The organism is Wylensekiella montiformis (assembly GCF_009697385.1).
Classification (GTDB): Bacteria; Bacillota; Negativicutes; order Selenomonadales; family Selenomonadaceae; genus Selenomonas_A; species Selenomonas_A montiformis.
Map to the genome: position 1 here is coordinate 1 of NZ_VUNL01000001.1, position 17,678 is coordinate 17,678.

The 17,678-nt window shown below is 51.6% G+C and carries 17 protein-coding genes, 1 tRNA gene and 1 other RNA gene; all 19 read right to left on the reverse strand.

The features are described 5' to 3' along the window. Positions 1-281: 281 nt before the first annotated feature. Positions 282-518: a pro-sigmaK processing inhibitor BofA family protein gene (locus FYJ78_RS00005; RefSeq protein WP_154619369.1), complete on the reverse strand. Its 237-nt coding sequence runs from the start codon at positions 516-518 to the stop codon at positions 282-284. Further along, positions 518-1,114 (reverse strand): recombination mediator RecR, encoded by a 597-nt coding sequence (recR, locus tag FYJ78_RS00010; protein WP_328597590.1) that lies wholly within the window; start codon positions 1,112-1,114, stop codon positions 518-520. The genes FYJ78_RS00005 and recR overlap by 1 nt, the downstream gene beginning before the upstream one ends. Positions 1,115-1,116: 2 nt before the next feature. Continuing rightward, a complete protein-coding gene (locus tag FYJ78_RS00015; RefSeq protein ID WP_154619372.1) occupies positions 1,117-1,452 on the reverse strand; it encodes a YbaB/EbfC family nucleoid-associated protein in 336 nt (111 codons plus the stop codon). 119 nt (positions 1,453-1,571) lie between these two features. Continuing rightward, positions 1,572-3,605: an autotransporter outer membrane beta-barrel domain-containing protein gene (locus FYJ78_RS00020; protein ID WP_154619373.1), complete on the reverse strand. Its 2,034-nt coding sequence runs from the start codon at positions 3,603-3,605 to the stop codon at positions 1,572-1,574. Between the two features lie 257 nt (positions 3,606-3,862). Beyond that, entirely contained in the window at positions 3,863-5,656 is a 1,794-nt protein-coding gene (locus FYJ78_RS00025) for a glycoside hydrolase family 9 protein (protein ID WP_154619374.1), read from the reverse strand. 18 nt (positions 5,657-5,674) lie between these two features. Further along, positions 5,675-6,466 (reverse strand): beta-glucanase, encoded by a 792-nt coding sequence (gene bglS / locus FYJ78_RS00030; RefSeq protein ID WP_235899731.1) that lies wholly within the window; start codon positions 6,464-6,466, stop codon positions 5,675-5,677. Between the two features lie 67 nt (positions 6,467-6,533). Continuing rightward, positions 6,534-7,952: a 6-phospho-beta-glucosidase gene (locus tag FYJ78_RS00035; protein ID WP_154619375.1), complete on the reverse strand. Its 1,419-nt coding sequence runs from the start codon at positions 7,950-7,952 to the stop codon at positions 6,534-6,536. 6 nt (positions 7,953-7,958) lie between these two features. Next, on the reverse strand, positions 7,959-8,282 hold the full coding sequence (locus FYJ78_RS00040) for a PTS sugar transporter subunit IIA (protein WP_154619376.1): 324 nt from the start codon (positions 8,280-8,282) through the stop codon (positions 7,959-7,961). Between the two features lie 22 nt (positions 8,283-8,304). Further along, on the reverse strand, positions 8,305-8,607 hold the full coding sequence (locus FYJ78_RS00045; RefSeq protein ID WP_154619377.1) for a PTS sugar transporter subunit IIB: 303 nt from the start codon (positions 8,605-8,607) through the stop codon (positions 8,305-8,307). Positions 8,608-8,653: 46 nt separating this feature from the next. After that, entirely contained in the window at positions 8,654-10,030 is a 1,377-nt protein-coding gene (locus tag FYJ78_RS00050; protein ID WP_154619378.1) for a hypothetical protein, read from the reverse strand. Between the two features lie 38 nt (positions 10,031-10,068). Then, on the reverse strand, positions 10,069-11,430 hold the full coding sequence (locus FYJ78_RS00055) for a PTS sugar transporter subunit IIC (protein ID WP_154619379.1): 1,362 nt from the start codon (positions 11,428-11,430) through the stop codon (positions 10,069-10,071). 337 nt (positions 11,431-11,767) lie between these two features. Next, positions 11,768-12,610 (reverse strand): MurR/RpiR family transcriptional regulator, encoded by an 843-nt coding sequence (locus tag FYJ78_RS00060; RefSeq protein WP_154619380.1) that lies wholly within the window; start codon positions 12,608-12,610, stop codon positions 11,768-11,770. Continuing rightward, positions 12,607-14,334, reverse strand: a complete 1,728-nt coding sequence (gene dnaX / locus FYJ78_RS00065; protein ID WP_154619381.1) for a DNA polymerase III subunit gamma/tau — start codon at positions 14,332-14,334, stop codon at positions 12,607-12,609. Before dnaX ends, FYJ78_RS00060 begins: the two co-directional genes overlap by 4 nt. A 117-nt stretch (positions 14,335-14,451) precedes the next feature. Next, an RNA gene (gene ffs, locus FYJ78_RS00070) (signal recognition particle sRNA small type) lies at positions 14,452-14,551 on the reverse strand. 32 nt (positions 14,552-14,583) lie between these two features. Further along, positions 14,584-14,674 (reverse strand) — tRNA-Ser (locus FYJ78_RS00075). Positions 14,675-14,799: 125 nt separating this feature from the next. Continuing rightward, entirely contained in the window at positions 14,800-15,441 is a 642-nt protein-coding gene (locus tag FYJ78_RS00080; protein WP_154619382.1) for a chemotaxis protein CheX, read from the reverse strand. After that, on the reverse strand, positions 15,431-15,805 hold the full coding sequence (locus FYJ78_RS00085; protein WP_235899733.1) for a response regulator: 375 nt from the start codon (positions 15,803-15,805) through the stop codon (positions 15,431-15,433). The genes FYJ78_RS00080 and FYJ78_RS00085 overlap by 11 nt, the downstream gene beginning before the upstream one ends. 194 nt (positions 15,806-15,999) lie before the next feature. Next, entirely contained in the window at positions 16,000-17,199 is a 1,200-nt protein-coding gene (locus tag FYJ78_RS00090) for a NupC/NupG family nucleoside CNT transporter (RefSeq protein WP_154619384.1), read from the reverse strand. A gap of 85 nt (positions 17,200-17,284) precedes the next feature. After that, positions 17,285-17,671, reverse strand: a complete 387-nt coding sequence (locus tag FYJ78_RS00095; protein WP_154619385.1) for a cytidine deaminase — start codon at positions 17,669-17,671, stop codon at positions 17,285-17,287. Positions 17,672-17,678: the final 7 nt, after the last annotated feature.

Consider the following 17,678-nt stretch of genomic DNA (forward strand, 5'->3'; position numbering starts at 1 on the left):
ATGTTTTAAAAACATCTGGCTTGAATCACAAATGATTCATGTTGCATTGTTTAGTTTTCAGAGAACCACCTGAGGCTTTCGCCCCGCCGCTCATCTCAGCGACTCATTTAGTATATCGCATCGACTTTTTCCTGTCAAGAACTTTTTTCGCGTTTTTTTAAGCCCGTGCTCCCTCCGCGTTTCCAGCCCCAGCAAGTATTTTGAGTCGTTAGCGCCGGATTCATTCAGCCAGCGTCAGGGAGAGTCTAAAACGCCCCCTGACGCTGATTTCATTTTATCACTTATAACGACATCAGCACGACAATCAGTACGCCGGGAATGCCGAACAGTCCGGCAATCAGGGCTTTCAGAAACGTAATCTGTATGCCTGCGCCGAAGAGATTCACCACCCAGAGCAGCACCGCACCGACGATGCTGTTGGTAATCATCTTCCATAGCAGTTTCATCGGCAATGCCACGATTTTCCCAATCAGGCAGAGTACGATAAGACCTACGGCAAACGCCACAACAAGTTCCATTAAATTTCCCTCCGATTTTCCATTGCCTTGGAAAGCGTCACCTCGTCGGCATATTCCAGATCGCCGCCAACGGGCAGTCCATGAGCGATACGCGTCACCTTAATTCCCATCGGCTTGAGCAGCCTGGCCAGATACATAGCCGTAGCCTCTCCTTCCACATTGGGATTGGTCGCCATAATGACTTCGCGAACCGTATCGTTCGACAAGCGGTAAATGAGTTCTTTGATGCGAATCTGATCCGGCCCCACCCCTTCCAAAGGGGAAAGAGCGCCATGGAGGACATGATAGACGCCATGATATTCACGCATGCGCTCCATCGCCGCAACGTCCTGCGGCTGTTCGACGACGCAGATCACAGAATGATCCCGCTGTTCACTGGCACAAATAGCACAGGGATTCTGATCGCTGAGATTGAAACAGGTATTGCAGAATCCGATCTTCTCCTTGGCTTCGATGATCGCGCCTGCCAGTGCTTTCGCCTGATCCGCATCCATATCCAGAATATGATAAGCAAGACGCACTGCCGTCTTGTTTCCAATGCCCGGCAGTGCGCGAAAGTGTTCGATAAGTTTTGCCAAGGGTGCAATATACTGCACGATCAGAACATCCCCGGCGGCAGACCGAGACCGCTCGTCAGCTTGCCCATTTCCGAGGCCATCATATCGTCTACTTTTTTGACGGACTCGTTAAATGCAGCCGAAATCAGATCCTGCAGCATCTCGACATCCTCCGGATCTACCGCCGCCGGATCAATGGTCAGGGACTGCACCTGCTTTTCACCGTTCATGACGACCTTCACCGCGCCGCCGCCCGCTGTCACCTCGACGGTCTTGCGCTTGAGCTCATCCTGCATTTTTTTCATTTCATTCTGCATCTTCTGGACTTTTTTCATCATGCCGGCCATATTGCCCATGTTGCCCATTCCACCAAACATATCTTGAACTCCTCTCAAAGTCAGATTGTAGCACTCAACTTCCTTTAGCCTATCAAAATTAGAGAATTACGTCAAGAAAAAGCCTCCCGAACTGGAAGGCTTCTCCTCATCATTTCCGATTAGAAATTCCACTTTAAACCTAAATTGCCGATAACACCGCGCTGTTTGCCGGCCCATCCCGTAACACCGAGATCAACGGAAACAGGACCGTTGCCCGGCTTTACCTGCCAGCCAAGCTCCATCATAACGCTGCTGCCCTTGACGCTGGGCGCCGCCGTTTCATTGCCATGATAGGTCGCTCTGTCTTCTCCTTTGGTCTCCGCCTGATAAGCTACGCCGCCATAAAGGCTGCTGTTTTCATTCACCTGATGCGTAAGACGCGCGCCCAGACGCAGACGCTGGCTTTCTACATTATCAAACTCAATCTGATCGTCAGCGGCGCCGTCAATTTTCACCCTGACTTTATCGCCGTCCTGCTGGCTGTAGAAATATTTTGCATACGTATCGAGCGTATCCTTGCCGTTGATCTTCGCCACGGTCCCCACGCCGATATGTCCGGCCCAGTAATTGCTGTCACTATCATACGATGCGTGCGTTACAGACGAGAGCCAGCCGTTGTAATCGGAACTTACGCGGCCAACCCTGAGACTGCCTTCGTAATACAAACCGCGGGAGTTCGTCTGACGTCCCATGACGCCCACGCCCCATAAGCGGCTCTTGCCATCCGCCTTGATGCCGTTATTCTGATAGCTGTCGTAATTGCCTCTGCCATATTCCACGACCGGAGCCAGCAGATACGTCTTGTTGCCCTTCTTTACTTCGCGGGCAAAACCTACATTGAGGTTATAGCCTTTCGTATCTACATGAGAGCCGCTTTTAACCCGCAGATTGGAACCGCCCATGGCCGCAAACGGAGCAAATTCTCCGGCCTGAGCTGCCGCAGCCGCCGTCTTAGCCTGCGTGAAGCCGGCCCCGGTGAGCATATCCGAGCTCATGTTGAGCACCGTAGCCGCCGCAGCCTGAGTTTCCACCAGAGATTTTACGCGCTGGGACGTCTTGATGGCCGAAGCCTCAGCATTATCACCGCCGATAACATTTTTGACCTCGCTATCGCCAGTGTTGCCAGTGTTGCCAGTGTTGCCTGTATCGCCAGTAGTGTCGGTAATGCTCTTGACCGTAGCCGTCAATGCTGTGTCCGTTGTGCCAAGTGTAAACGTATATTCCTTATCGCTGAGCACATTGCCGGCCGCTATCATCTTGACATCCTTATCGGCAATTTTCGTGGTTTCCGTAGGTGCATTTGAGAGGCCATTATCATTTACCAACAGCTTTACCATGTCGCCTTCTTTCAGCCCCACACCATGCTGCGCCGCTACACCTACCTTAACGTTGGCCATATCAGTGGAGCTACCATCATTAGTAACCGTCAACATGGTATCACCCTGAGCAATATCGGCTGGCAGGAAGAAATTGATATTTTCAAAGCTGCCAAAATAATTAGTAGAAACATTCTTAGCCGCTATATTTAATGTATTGCCATTTAAGCCAACATTATAGCTTGCATTTTCGCCGCCCTTTAAAGCCGACAGCTGTACCGAGCCCAGAATATTTACCGTGTTACCAGAAATACTTTGCGTATCCTTTGCCGCCGCATAGCCGCCAAAGACCTGCAGCCCAGGAACATCCCCCGGATAACCGGGTTCGGGCTTGATTTTTACATTAGCACCTATCGTCACCACATTGCCGCTGACGTTGTCCGTGCCAGAAGTATAACCACCAGCCAGTAATCCACGCGTAGTACTATCGCTGATAGTGATAACATTCCCTGTCACATCCGTACCATTACCATAACCACCACAGACACGCAAATCATATGTCTCCGAAGTAAAATCCTTAAAGGTAATCGTATTTCCCGTTGAATCAGAGCCATTTGCAGAATACCATTTTTCCTCCCAGCCATCATGCTTAATAACTGTCTTTTCTGCCAATTGACTATAAAAACCATTATCCCCACTCATGCCAGTAACTGTCGCTTCAGCAGCTCCTGCCATCCCCGGCATAACGCTTCCGCTCACGCCCGCCAGCAGAGCTGTCCCCACAGCCAGACGCAGCCATTTTGACGATTTTTTATTTACCTGCCCATTCTGCACCATAATCCATACTCCCTTCTGATCCTCTTTTTATGCTTTTCTTTAAGCTGGTTTTAATATACATGATTTTATATTGCTTAACAATAATTCTGTATCGTTATGAAACAATGATACAGCTATTCTTTCGTATAAGTTATTGATACGTATCATTGGTACATAAAGCAATAAAAAAGAAAAAAGAAACGCCCCCCGCAGACGCGGAGGGCGTTTCCTCGCAACCATTCCAATGAATTGGAACAGGTTAAGGGAAAAAGATTGTTTTACTTCGTCACGCTGGGGAAAGCGCGCGTAAGTTTTATCTGAGATGCTGTCAATCCTTCCGGTTTAGCAAACCATGCGAGCGCATAAGCTGCCGTTCCCGTATAATCGATAGCATACTCATTCGTAGACCATGACGTCAAAACGTCAAGATAAGATTTAGCGGTCGGGATATGACCACTCTCCAAGTATTTCGTCTGATCGGGGTCGCCGCCCGATACCGCATTGGGTCCGCCAACCAGCAGGCCCGGGATATAAGCCCCCGTGCTCTCATGGATGCGGTTATGCGGATGCTCCGGCGGATTGTCCCCTGCACCTGTCAGGAAGCTCTTATCCAGCGAATTGCGTCCAAACATATAGTGAATCTGCGACAAAGCTCCTTCGATATAAGCCTGTTTCGGCTCAATCTGGTAAGCCATGAGCAGCATATCGCCCTGCGTCAGAGCATTCTTGGTCGAAGCCCAGGTATACTCGTCTTTGGACAGAGCGCAGCCAAAGCCGTCTTTCGCAATCTTAACCAAAATCATATCGGCATAATCCATATAGGCCTTTTTGACCTCTGCCTGCAGACCGGCATCCGCACCTTTCGACATGGCATAGGCAAACTGCGCCAAAGCCAGCGTATTATCCCAGGTAAAGAACCCCGGCGCCTTCGTAAGCTCCGCCTTGTTCGCTTTCAGATACCGCTCGTATTTCTTATCTCCCGTCGTGCGGAACATTTCAGCCGCCATCCACAGGCGTTCCTGAATGTCATTGGTATCATTGTATGGTCCGGAGCCGCTTTCCTGTCCTTCATCTACACGATAGACAGACTCTTTGGTCTTCGACAGATAGGCCCATACCTTATCGGCATCCTTCTTGAGCTGCCTGGCATAGACAGCATCGTAATCCTTGTAGACGCGCACGCCAATCGCCAGACTAGCGCCATACATCGCCGTGCTGGCCGTACAGGTACTATAGAGGAAGCGGTCCTGCGTATCCGAATCCGGACTCTTATCAAAGCCCGGCCACTGGGCTCCGGATACCTTATGGAACGTACTGCCGTCTTTGCGCATCATCTTCTTGAGGAAGTCAAATTCATACTTTACCTCATTCAGCGCATCGGGCAGATTTTTATCGTACTGGATGCCTTCCGGAAAGAGCAGCTGCCCCTTAGTGAAATGGTCCGGATGCGCCTCAAAAGCCAGCAAAAGCTCGGCAGCCGCCAGACCGCCGGTCGTCGTATACTTGCCATAGTCGCCGGCATCATACCAGCCGCCCAGAACATCGACCCGATCACCTTTTTTATTGAGCTTATCGGTAAAATAAACCTGGGCTTGCTTATCCTGCGCATGACCCATCTTAACCTTGAGGCCGGTGATATTCTTATCATCGATCGGCGTGCCGCTGCGCGTCAGCGTATAGGAGCGCCAGGTCTGCACCGCCGGCACCGAATAAACATTATCGCCAATAGCAAAATCATACGATTCGCGGCTGCCGACCTTGATTTTATATTGCCCCGGCGTATTGAAATCGCTAAAATCGGCCCGGCGCAGCGTCTCTTCCGACATAGCATCCCGCTTAGCGGCTGAAAGCTTGCCCGTATAGACCACTTTATCCGTCCTGGCATCCACAATGCTAAAGGCCGTATCACCAGAATCCGTTACCATAGCCATCTTCTCATGGCCGGTAAGGTAACCTACCTGATCGACATGCATGCCTGCGTCGGCGGCTTCCACAAGGGAAGCCGCCCCGCAGGCACCCAGCATGGCAATGCCTGCCAGCACCAGCCGGCAAAGTCTTTTCTTGCTCTGCATGGCAGCCTCAACTCCTTATCATTCAAAGAACGGCGTGTATTTAATGGATTTATACTCAGCCGTAATCGGCAGATTGGAGTCATTAAAGGGCTTGAGCCATGCGTCTACGCCCTTGCCATTCCAGGCGTTCATCATGATCTTCTGCTTGGTCACCGGCAGATCCTCATTTTCGCGGCGGAATACTTCCTTGCCATCGACGAACCAGATGATGGAATTCTTGTGCCACTCAAAGGCATAGGTATGAAAATCCTCCGAAGCGTCAAAACCAAGGTCAATCATCTTTTCATGGCCGCCCTTGCCATTGCGGAAGTAGTTGAGCTGAACTTTCGTGGTATCCTTGCCGAGCACCTCGAAGTCGATCTCATCCCACGGATCGCCATCATAAGGGCCCGTATAAGTGAAGAAAGACGAAACGACGCCATCATTCTTCATGGCTTTCATGACTACTTCATAGCGGCCATAGCCATAGGTAGCCTTGCTGCGATACTCGCCGCCGGAATACGGAACTTTATCCGCAGCCGGATTCGGCGACTCGTCGACGGTCAGCTGCAATGTGCCGTCTTCAAACGTCACATTTTCTTTGTGCCAGAAGCAGTTGAACGGCATGCCGTTCGTCCAGCCATCGGAAGCTTCAAACAAGTTATTCGCACCTTTCGAGAGGTCTACTTCAAAAGCATCGCTGGCTTTCGTCTGCGTAGCCGGAGCGGCGGCAGCCACACCCGGAGCGGCCATGTCCATCGTAACGGATACAGGTACTGCCAGCGCCATCATAACCGCGGCTGCCAATGCTTTCTTGCGAATGTCCATCATTTTGTTTCCTCCTTATTCCTTGTTACTCATCATGGACCAGTCCAATAGACCGGTCCATCCCCCCTGATCAATAAGACAAGTCCTCGCCATTGCTCCGAATGACTTTCTGATACCAATAGAAGGACTTCTTCGGGGTGCGCTTGAGCGTCCCCTCTCCCTTGTTGTTCTTGTCGACATAGATAAAGCCATAGCGTTTTTCCATCTCGCCCGTGCTGGCCGAGACGAGATCGATCGGCCCCCATGGGCAGTAGCCCATGAGCGTCACGCCGTCCTCCTCGATGGCCTTCTTCATCTGCTCGATATGCGCCGCAAAGTAGCGGATGCGCTCATCATCCTGCACGACTCCCGTCTCGTCCGGCGTCTCATGCAAACCGATGCCGTTCTCAACGATCATCATCGGCAGCTCATAGCGCTCGGAAAGCACATTGAGCATATAACGCAGGCCGATCGGATCAATCTGCCAGCCCCAGTCAGAAGCCTTGACATATGGATTGGGAACTTCCTTGGCCAGATGACGGCTCGTCGCATCGTACTCGCTGACGAAACTCATGTAGTAAGACAGGGCGAAATAATCCACCTTGCCCGCCTCAAGAGTCGCGAGATCGCCGTCCTCCATCTCGATATGATAGCCGCGGTTCTCCCACTCCTTGAGCATGTACTGCGGATAATGTCCGCGGCACTGCACATCACTGTAATAGAAGGTGCGGTCCATTTCTTTGAGCGCCGCAATCTGATCGAGCGGTTTGCATGTCGCCGGATACGACGGCGACATGGCAAGCATGCAGCCGATCTGGAAATCCGGATTGATCTTGTGCCCTTCGATAACCGCCTTGGCCGAAGCGACGAACTCATGATGCGCGACCTGATAGAGCACCTCGTAGCGATCCTCGCCTTCCTGATAAAGCACGCCCGAATTCGTGAACGGCGCGAACGCGTCATCGACATTGCGCTGATTGTTGATTTCGTTAAAGGTCATCCAATACTTGACCTTATCCTTGTAGCGTTCGAAGCACGTAACGGCAAAGCGGACAAACATATCGACGAGCTTGCGGCTGCGCCAGCCGCCGTACTCCTTAACCAGATGATACGGCATCTCAAAATGCGACAGCGTAATGACCGGCTCCATGCCATACTTGTGCATTTCATCGAACAGATCATCATAAAACCTGAGGCCTTCTTCGTTCGGCTCCAGTTCATCGCCATTCGGGAAGATACGCGTCCAGGCAATGCTCGTGCGGAAGCATTTGAAGCCCAGCTTCGCCAGCAGTGCAATATCTTCCTTATAATGCGAGTAAAACTCAATGGCCTCATGATTCGGATAGATTTTGCCCGGCAGCACGCCGTCCGTGATCTCACGCGGCTTGCCCGGCCCGCCGACGGTCATGACATCCGCTACGCTGATGCCCTTGCCGCCTTCTTTCCATCCGCCCTCAAGCTGATGAGCAGCGACTGCGCCGCCCCAGAGGAACCCCTTTGGAAAACTCATAACCGGTTAATCCTCCTTTTGCTCATCCAAACGATGGTAAACATCGATAAACTCCAATGCGATCGTTTTAAACGCCTCCGCGCTCATCAGCTGATCCTCTGCGTGCAGAATCAAAAGATTCACTGCGCCGCCTTTCCCCGAAGCTTCCTGCTGCAGAAGCCCGGCATGAGCATCATGTCCTTCGACAAACGCCTCATCGCCATCCTTGATCAGCTGCTCCGCCTTTTCATAGTTGCTTTTTTTCGCTTCCTGAATGGCTTCAATGTAGCAGCTGCGCGCCGTGCCAACAGCCGAGATAATCTGAAATGCAGTGAGTTCTAAACCTTCCATAAAATAATGCTCCTTAGTCGTTTTAGTCGTTCATTAATTTGCGGGCAAATTCAAGGGTGCCTTTGCCATCCATGCGGCCATACATCCGCATATCGATCGCGTCGACCGGTACGCCCGGCACCTGTTCAGCGATCTTATTCTTCTGGAAACGGATCTGCGGTCCGAGAAGGATGCAGTCGGCATCAGCGGCCTTCGTTGCCGCCTCCGATGCTGAGAAAGCATCGATGGAGCATTCATAAGAAGCCGCAGCGGCAGCTTCCTGCATTTTCTTTACCAGCATGCTGGTGGACATCCCCGAAGCGCAAAGTAAAACAATCTTTTTCATAATAATTTCTCCTTTTTATTCCCCAAGAAAACCGTTTATTGTTAAATCAGAAATGGAAATCAACACGAGTACGCAGGAAGTTGTGTTTATATTTGTTGAGCTTATGACCATAGGTCGTATCAAAGGCATCTGCCGTAAGATACATGGTATCCCACTCGACATTCTTAATCGGAACATATTTGAAACCGAATGCCCAGCCTTTGTTTCCTGCATGGAATGCACCATCCTGCTTGTCACCGAACACGCCAACGAGATCGTTCTCGTTTTCCGGATAGTTGAAGTAACGGGTATAGAGCTGGAACGAACCTGGGCTGTTAAGATCAGGCCAACGATAGTTGAGCTGAACAACATACGTGTTCTTGCCATCATAGGTCTTATTGTAGGAACCACCGCCAGCAGAATATTCCGTAATCGTGTTAGATTTACGATTTGTACGTACATAATCTCCTAACAAGAAGATATTCTTCACTGGATTCCACATAGCACCGATAAGGAATGCATTCGAGCCAACAGTATTCGTTAAATTCGGTGCATAAACATCATCGCCATTTGCAGTTTTTCCTACATGATTGACGTGTGTAGCCGCATTATAATTTGGATTCTTTGAAGTTGCTTGGTCGTAATAATTTACACCAAGCCGCTCATTCTTGCCTACATTTAATTTACCGTATGCAACCCGCATTTCCAAGCCATGGCCAACACGTCCTTCCAAGCCGACACCGCCTAAGCTGAAATCATAGCCACGATCCGTCGGCGTCAGGTAGAACGCCTTAGCCGTCAGGTTGGATTTCGGGACATCGGTGCTGAGTACAACACCATCGGATTCATTGCCGAAATAAGCGAAGTTATAGCCTAAGAAACGCCATCTGCGGCCCGCATCCACATTCACCTTACCGAGGGAGCCCTCCAACCAAACGCGCTGAATAGTACCGTGCTCATTGTCATATTTATGATCTGCATCCTTCGGATGATAGAACTGTGAGCCACCTTCAGCCGTTACATATTTAGCATAATGCTGTACCGTCTCAGCCTGAAAATTTGCATTCCAGCGGTCGTTGATCTTGTATTTTCCTTCGAGATCCAGATAAGTACGGCGGAAGTCATTTCGATTGCCATAGGACTTCATATTATCATTATCCCAAGCCAAACGGCCAAAACCGTTAATCGTGATGCGGTTCTGCGCATCTTTGAGATTCGTGATTGCTGCTTTATTGCTTTTTGCGATTTTTCCTGCCTGTTTGAGCTTGGCATTCTCTTTTTTGAGTGCATTGAGCTGTTGGGCAAGCTGCTGCTGCTGTGCCTCAAGAGCCGCAATACGGGCGTTGATGTCCGCACCGTCATTGGCCGGCGCTGCCAGCGCCGTACCCGAAATCCCCATGGTAAGGCCGAGCATCATTGCTGTTGCTTTTTTCTTACTAATCATCATCATTCCCCTTTTCTCGATACTTCCTAAACTCTAAATTAATGTTCTGCAGTCGACTGCATCTCAGCCTTTACAGAATCTTCTTCCGGTTTTTCTTCTTCCATCTCGCCCATCTCTTCTTTGAGGAGGGCGTTATCCTGCGCTCTGAGGAACGGGAAGTAAATCGCTGTTGCGATAGCAAGGTTTACGATCTGAACGACCGCGCCCTGCCAGCCGTTCAGCAGGAAGCCGGCGATGACCGGCGGCGTCGTCCAGGGAACCTGTACGGCGCTGAACGGAGCCATAAATCCCAGCGAAATGGAAAAATACGTAACCAGCATAGCCAGCAGCGGAACCAGAACAAACGGTACCAGAAGATACGGGTTGAACACGATCGGCAGGCCAAAGATGATCGGCTCGTTGATGTTGAAAAGTCCCGGTACGAACGCCATCTTCATCAGGGATTTGAGCTGCTGCGAGCGCGCCGTGAACACGCCGGCGATCAGGAGTCCCAGCGTCAGGCCGCAGCCGCCGCTCTTGACAAATACATCGTTGATCTGGCAGGTCATGATCTTGGCCTGCGGATTGTTCAAGAGCGTCATGCCCATATCGATGAGATGCTGGTTATCGAGCGAGTTGGCGATGAGCAGAGGACCGACCACGCCGCCGACGACGTTCGGCCCATGGATGCCGGCCCAGAAGAGGATACTCTGCAGTCCGACGATGATCGTGCCGCCGGCCAGCGAATCCGAGAGGCCCTGCAGCGGCGTCTGAATGACCTTGAAGATCAGCTCCGGCACCGTCGTCGCCCCGATATAATGGCAAAGTCCGTAAAGAACCGAAGCCGTCGTAAAGAAAATCATGCCCGGAACGAGCGCGGTAAAGGCTTTCGCGACGCCCTGCGGCACCGAATCCGGCATCTTGACGCCGATGTGGTTCTTCTCACAATAACAAAAGACATAAGAGACAAAAAATGCGATGAAAATTGCCGTGATAACGCCATTGCTTCCCGCCCAGGCTTTCGGGATGATGTCGCCCACTGTCTCGCCGCCCTTGCTGACGATTGTCGGCGGCATCAGGATCAGGAAAGTCGACAGGGCCAGAATCGAAGCCATCATGGCATCGCAGCCTTCATTTTCTACGAATTTATACGTGATGGACAAAACGACAATCAGAGCCAGTACACTGAACGTACCGCCTGCTACGGCATTGAGCGGCGCCGTCCAATCCGATCCGAAAATGGAAGCCATAAACTCAGAATAACCCGGCAGCGGCAGGTTTGCTAAAAGCAGAAACACCGAACCGCAAATCGTAAACGGCGTCGTCATGATGAAGCCATCACGCAGGGCCGCTACTGCCCGAATCTGAGCGAACTCTCCCATGAATTCGATAAACTTATCGAACAGTTCTTGTTTACTCATGATCTTTCCTCTTTCCAATAAAAATACCCTTTGGAGCTATGCGCTTAGCTCCCCTTCCCCTTAAGGTGATTATAATATAACATGCCGCAAATCAAGGCACAATAAAGCACAATCAATACGAAACACTGTTTCAGCGCCGATAATAAAAACCCCGGCGTCTCGTAGCGTTGTTACATATATTTTTCATATTCTGATAGTTCACATAATATTTATCCAATCTAAACGGGCGCCAAGGCTCCTCCGGCAGGTTTTCTTTTATGAATCATACCAATAAAAAAGCTGTGAAGCCTATGCTGATGCGCACCAGCATAGGCTTCACAGCCTGTCAAAGGATGGATTAATAGTAGAAATGTTTCCTGAGCCATTGCTCCTTCTGTTGGGCATTATGAAAATCGACCCGCGTCATGAGGACAGCGAACAATATATCGGTTACATATTTCGCGCCCATAAGGAAAACGCGCGGCCCCAGCTCTTCCATGGATTTTACCGTAGCCACAGGGAAAACCACATCCGCCATATTCGCAAGATTGGAACGCGGAACCGCCGTGATAAGAATAATCGGATTGCCGCGCATTTTCAGAAGATGCGCCACATCAAGCAGCATACGGTTCTCCCCCGTACGGCTGATAAAAAACGCAACATGATCCTTAGGTGCTCCTGTTGCCTGCAGATACTGCATCGTCATGGCCAGATGGACCGTCGAACATTTATTGGCCATGATAAAGCCGGAAGATGCCATATTGGCAATATCTAAATTATTATCCGTAGCATAGAAATCGATATGATCCGTCTTATTCAAAATGGCCAGAGCCCGCACAAAATCAGCTGGTTCCAGCATACTGCGCGTATCCTTCAGCGCATCGATCTCAATACTCGTAACCTTATCGAGAATCGAATGCACCGAATCCCTGTCGGTCATAATGAGCTCATCACCATGCGGGCGCTCCATATACTGCATCATCTCCGCCAGAAACTTGACACGAAACTCCGTATAGCCGCCGAAGCCCAATTTCTGGCTGAACCGCACGATAGCCGCCGAGCTTGTAAACGTCTCCTTAGCCAGCTGGCGTGTGGACATCCCCGGCAGCATCCGGAAATTCGCCAACAGATAATCAGCAATCATGGCTTCCGATTCTGAGAAACCATCTTTATCCTGTAATTGTTTTACTAAGCCCGTCATTTTTCTCCCTCAATCTCTACGACATTATCCCCAAAATAATGAAACGCTTTTTCCAACGGCGCCCGTTCCTCCGGCGGCATGTCCTCAAGATTTACCGGAACCGGCTCCGGTTCTTTCGGTACCGCCGGCTGAGGTTTCTGCGGCGGACGCGGCGGCGGCGCGGGACGATCCTCTCCGCTGCAGGAAAGACGCAGTTCCCGGCCCGTGATCTCCTGTAGAATCGTTTCCAGCTGCGAACGATAATTGCGCATCGTCAGGGACGCCATCAGTGTCCCCTTGAAGCGGATAAAGAACTGCGAGCCTGTCATACCCGCGAACTCGCCCTGCGAAACACAAGCCAGCACCGGCGCCTTGCGGGGGTCCTGCAGTTTCTGCAGCAGGGCTTCCCATACCTTTGCATCCTCCGGGCGCACGGTCGCCGGAGCAGACTGAGCAGCAGGAGCAGCGGGAGCGGCAGGCTTCTGCCGCGGGACTGCAGCAGGCGGCTTCGGCGCCTGAGCCGCACGCGATGACAAAGCAGCGGAAAGCTGCACCAGCTTCGCTTCCAGACGGGCAATCCGGCTGTCCGCTTGTCCGGAGCCGGATGAGGCTTCCGATGCGGCAGCTGGCGGTTCTGCCGACGGGACAGCAGACGGGACAGCGGACGGTCGGCAGAGCGACAGCAGCGCAACCTCTACCGTGATGCGCGGCTGAGGCGACCATTTCATCTCGTTCATGGCCTCGTGGAGGCGCTGGATCATCTGCATGATCTGTTCCGGCGAGAAGAACTTGCTCTGCTCCTGAAGAACCTGTTCCCTCTCAGCGTAAAGATCCATGTCCTTCACCGTGCCGGCAGCTTCATAAATCATCAGACTGCGGAGGTGCAGCGAAAATTCCGTAAGCACCTGCCTTAAATCCATCCCGCTGCGCAGAAGCTCCGCGATGATTTGCAAGACCTCCGGAGCACGGCGGCCGGCCACGGCCTCAGTCATACGGTAAATCCAGTCATGACCGACCAGCCCGAGAATCTGCCGTACCTGATCCGCTGTAATATTCCCTTCCGACAAGGCAGAGCACTGATCGAGAATCGATAACGCATCGCGCAGCCCGCCATCGGCCTGCAGCGCAATCATGGTCAGCGCCTCGTCCTCGGCCTCCAGCTTCATCGCACCGACGATATAAGAAAGGCGCTCCTTGATTTCCTCGACGGTAATCCGTTTAAAATCGTAACGCTGACAGCGCGACTGGATCGTAGCGGGGACCTTATGCGCCTCCGTCGTGGCCAGAATGAAGACCACATGAGCCGGCGGCTCCTCCAGCGTCTTCAGCAGCGCGTTGAACGCTTCGGCCGTCAGCATATGCACCTCGTCGATGATATACACTTTATACCGCCCGTCAACCGGCGCAAATTTGACCGTCTCTCTGAGATCGCGAATCTCGTCGATACCGCGGTTCGATGCGGCATCGATTTCAAAAACATCCATCGATGAGCCGTCGTTGATCTTACGGCACTGCTCGCACTGCCCGCAGGGATCCGGCGTCGGCCCCTTTTCACAGTTCAGCGCTTTGGCCAGAATCTTTGCCGTACTCGTCTTTCCCGTTCCGCGCGGGCCGGAAAACAGATACGCATGGCCGATCCGTCCGGACGTGATGGCATTGGACAAGGTGCGGCTGATATGTTCCTGGCCGACCAGATCCCGGAAGCTTCCCGGACGCCATTTCCGGTACAAAGCAATATACGCCATCGTAATCACACCTCCACAGAACTATCATACCATAGATACCCCCAATCCGGCGACAAAAAAACAGCTTCCTCAAAGAGGAAGCCGCTCCGGAACAGGTTCTTTCTCACGCCGGACCGCAGTCTCCAGGCACCCTTGCGGCACATGAAGCGGCCCGCTTATCGCTGCTTCCTTCCGGACCTGACGAGGTTCACAGGACTTCATTGCGCAAGACCCGGACACTGCAGCCCGGCCTGAAAAAGAATATAAAAATGGCGGAGAGTGAGAGATTCGAACTCTCGGTACAGTATCACCGTACACACGCTTTCCAGGCGTGCTCCTTCAACCACTCGGACAACTCTCCACAATGCTCTACCAAAAAGAATATTCACTTGTCGCTGCCGCGCCATGCGCTCACAACGATAATTATTTTAGCATTGTACCATTCATCTGTCAATAGCTTTTTTCATTTTTTCACAGCGTCCGCGCTCAAAACAGGTCATCAGCGGATAAAATAAGTTGAAAAGCACCAAACGAAGTGTAGATCCGCAGACACAGCCGCTTTGCTCCCTGAATCCGGACATTCTTTCTCCAGCGCGGCAGGGAAAGCTCCCCCTCCATTCCGCTGTTCGCGAGTTCAATGCAGAAAAGCCCATTGACCACATTCAAAAACTCCTGAATACTGTCCACCGCCATCTCATCGACCGTATCCAGAAGCTCACCGCTGTAACGGCGCGCCAGTTCCAAAAAGACCGCGTCCCGGGCCGCCAGTCCGCTTACAAAAGAAATATCCCCTTCAATGCGCAGGAATACGGCATGTGCTGGTGCCGGCTCCTCTTCAATGGAGGGGAGCTGCGCCACAACGGCCTCTGTGTGCATCATTTCCCTCAGTTTTTCGATAAACAGCTCCGCATAACGGCTGTACCACTCGATGCGGTCTTCCCATGCGCCATCTGCGGCCCGCATGACTGCCGTGCGAACCGGACGGGGATCGATGACGGACACTTCCGGCATCATGCGGACCAAAGCAGCCTCATCCTGTTCCCCTTCTTTCATGATCTGCTGCAGCTGTTCCGGCGTATAGGACCTTCCATTCAGCAGACACTGGGCAATGTTAAAATTACTGGTCATGGACGCCGGCCTTCCTTTGAAGCGTTCCGACAGCCTTCCGAATCTGGTCGCTCGTATATGGTTTTTGTATGAAGTCCATCGCGCCCATTTTCAGTGTACGGATCAGCTTCTGTGGTGTCCCCGCCGAGGAAACCATGACGACCGGCAAATCCGGATTGACTTCTTTGATTACCTGCAGCGCCTCAATTCCGCCGACTTCCGGCATGACGATGTCCAAAAAAATGGCATCGAGATGCTCCTGAAGATTGATCTGAATGGCTTCTTTCCCGTTGGATGCCTCCAGCACCTCGCAGCCCAGAGATTCCAGTTCCTCCCGCAGTTTTTTGCGCAGCAGCTTCGAATCGTCCGTGATCAATATTTTCAATTTCCTATTCAAAGTATCCGCCCCCCGGTTTTCTTTTCCCCAAAAAGTTTCTCTGAGGCTCCCAGTTTTTCTTCATCGTTTATGATGTTCATAATTGTTTATGATGTTTATGATTCGTCAAAAACAAACATTTTCCTTCTCTCCATGAAAAAAAGCTCCTCTCCCTGACAGGAGAAGAGCTTTTTCGGCACCATTCACCAAATGAATAGACCGGCAATGCCTGCCGAAAGCAGGGAAACGAGAATGCCCGAAAGCAGCATATAGCCGACGTTGCGGGAAATCAGCTCGTTCTTATCCTCATCGACCAGTCCCTTAAAGCAGCCGATAATCATGCCCAGCGTAGAGAAATTCGCAAACGATGTAACAAATACGGTCAAAACGCCCTGCATGTGACGGCTGAATTCACCGAGAATATCCTGCACGTTCAACATGACAACAAATTCGTTGGTGACCAGCTTCGTTCCCATGTACTGAGCCAGTTTGAAGGCTTCCGTCGTATCGAGGCCCATAAGCCAGGCGAACGGGAACATAATGCAGCCGAGAATATTCTCCAGCGTCAGCGACGGATGAATCAGTACCATCAGCATATCGATCAGCTTGGCCAGCGCAACAAATGCGATAACGTTCGCGCAGATGATGAGAATCAGGCGGCCAGCGCCGAGAATCGAGTTGCCGAGGAAGGAGAAGAACGGCTCACGCTGCTTGCCGCCATCCGTCACCGTAGCCACCGTATCTTCCTCTTCCGAGATCTTGACCGGATGGAGAAGGTTCGTCACGATCAGTGCATTGATGACATTCAGCGGAATCGCCGTAATAATGAATTCGCCCGGCATCATTTTCGTATAAATTCCGACCATAGCCGCCGTGATGCAGCTCATCGACATCATGGCCAGCGTAAGGCAGCGGTCCGCCTTCATCCGCTTGAGCTGCAGGCTGGACACGGCCAAAGCTTCCGTATTGCCGAGGAACATCATCTCAATGGCGAAGAAGGACTCGAATTTCGGCTCGCGCGTCAGAAAAGCCAGTCCCTTGCCGATCCATTTGATGATGAACGGCAGAATACCGATATAAGTCAGAATATCGAACATCGGAACGACCAGCAGGATCGGCAGCAGCGCCGAGGTGAAAAAGTTCATCTGCGGCACATGGACCCAGTCCGGAAACGCAAAGGCGATGCCTTCATAAGCAACGCTGATCAGCCAGTTAAAGCCGGCCGCGGCGGCCACAATGATCTCCCGCCCGACAGAAAACGAAGTCAAAAACCAGGCCAGAAACACATTCAAGGCCAGCAGGATACCTACACTACGCCAATGGATCTCCTTGCGTTTCTTAGAGAACAGGACACCGATAGCCAGAAAGACGGCAATGCCCAGAACATTGATAATAAAATACATGATTAAACTCCCCTTCGATTCATGGGTTTATAACAGGACGCCTGTCCCATTGTGGCACGGCATCCTGTTATTGTCAACTAACGGTTCAGAGATCCTTGTCCGTAAAAGCATACGGAAGCAGTTCGTCCAGTGTCACGACCTTTACGTCGCCCTTCAGATTCGCCATGATGATTTTATTGATATGAAACTCGCCCATGACCTGCCGACAGGCGCCGCATGGAGAGCACGGGCCTTCTGTATCGGCGATCAGCGCAATGGCCTCGATTTCCTTCTCTCCTTCGGAAACCGCTTTGAAAATCGCGGTGCGCTCTGCGCAGTTGGTCACCGGGTAGCTGGAATTTTCAATGTTGCAGCCGCCATATACATTGCCTTTTTTCGTCAGTACAGCAGCTCCTACCTTGAATTTTGAATACGGACTATACGAAAATTCCCGGTATTTTCTGGCGGTGTCGATCAGTTCTTGATCGGTCATGATAAGC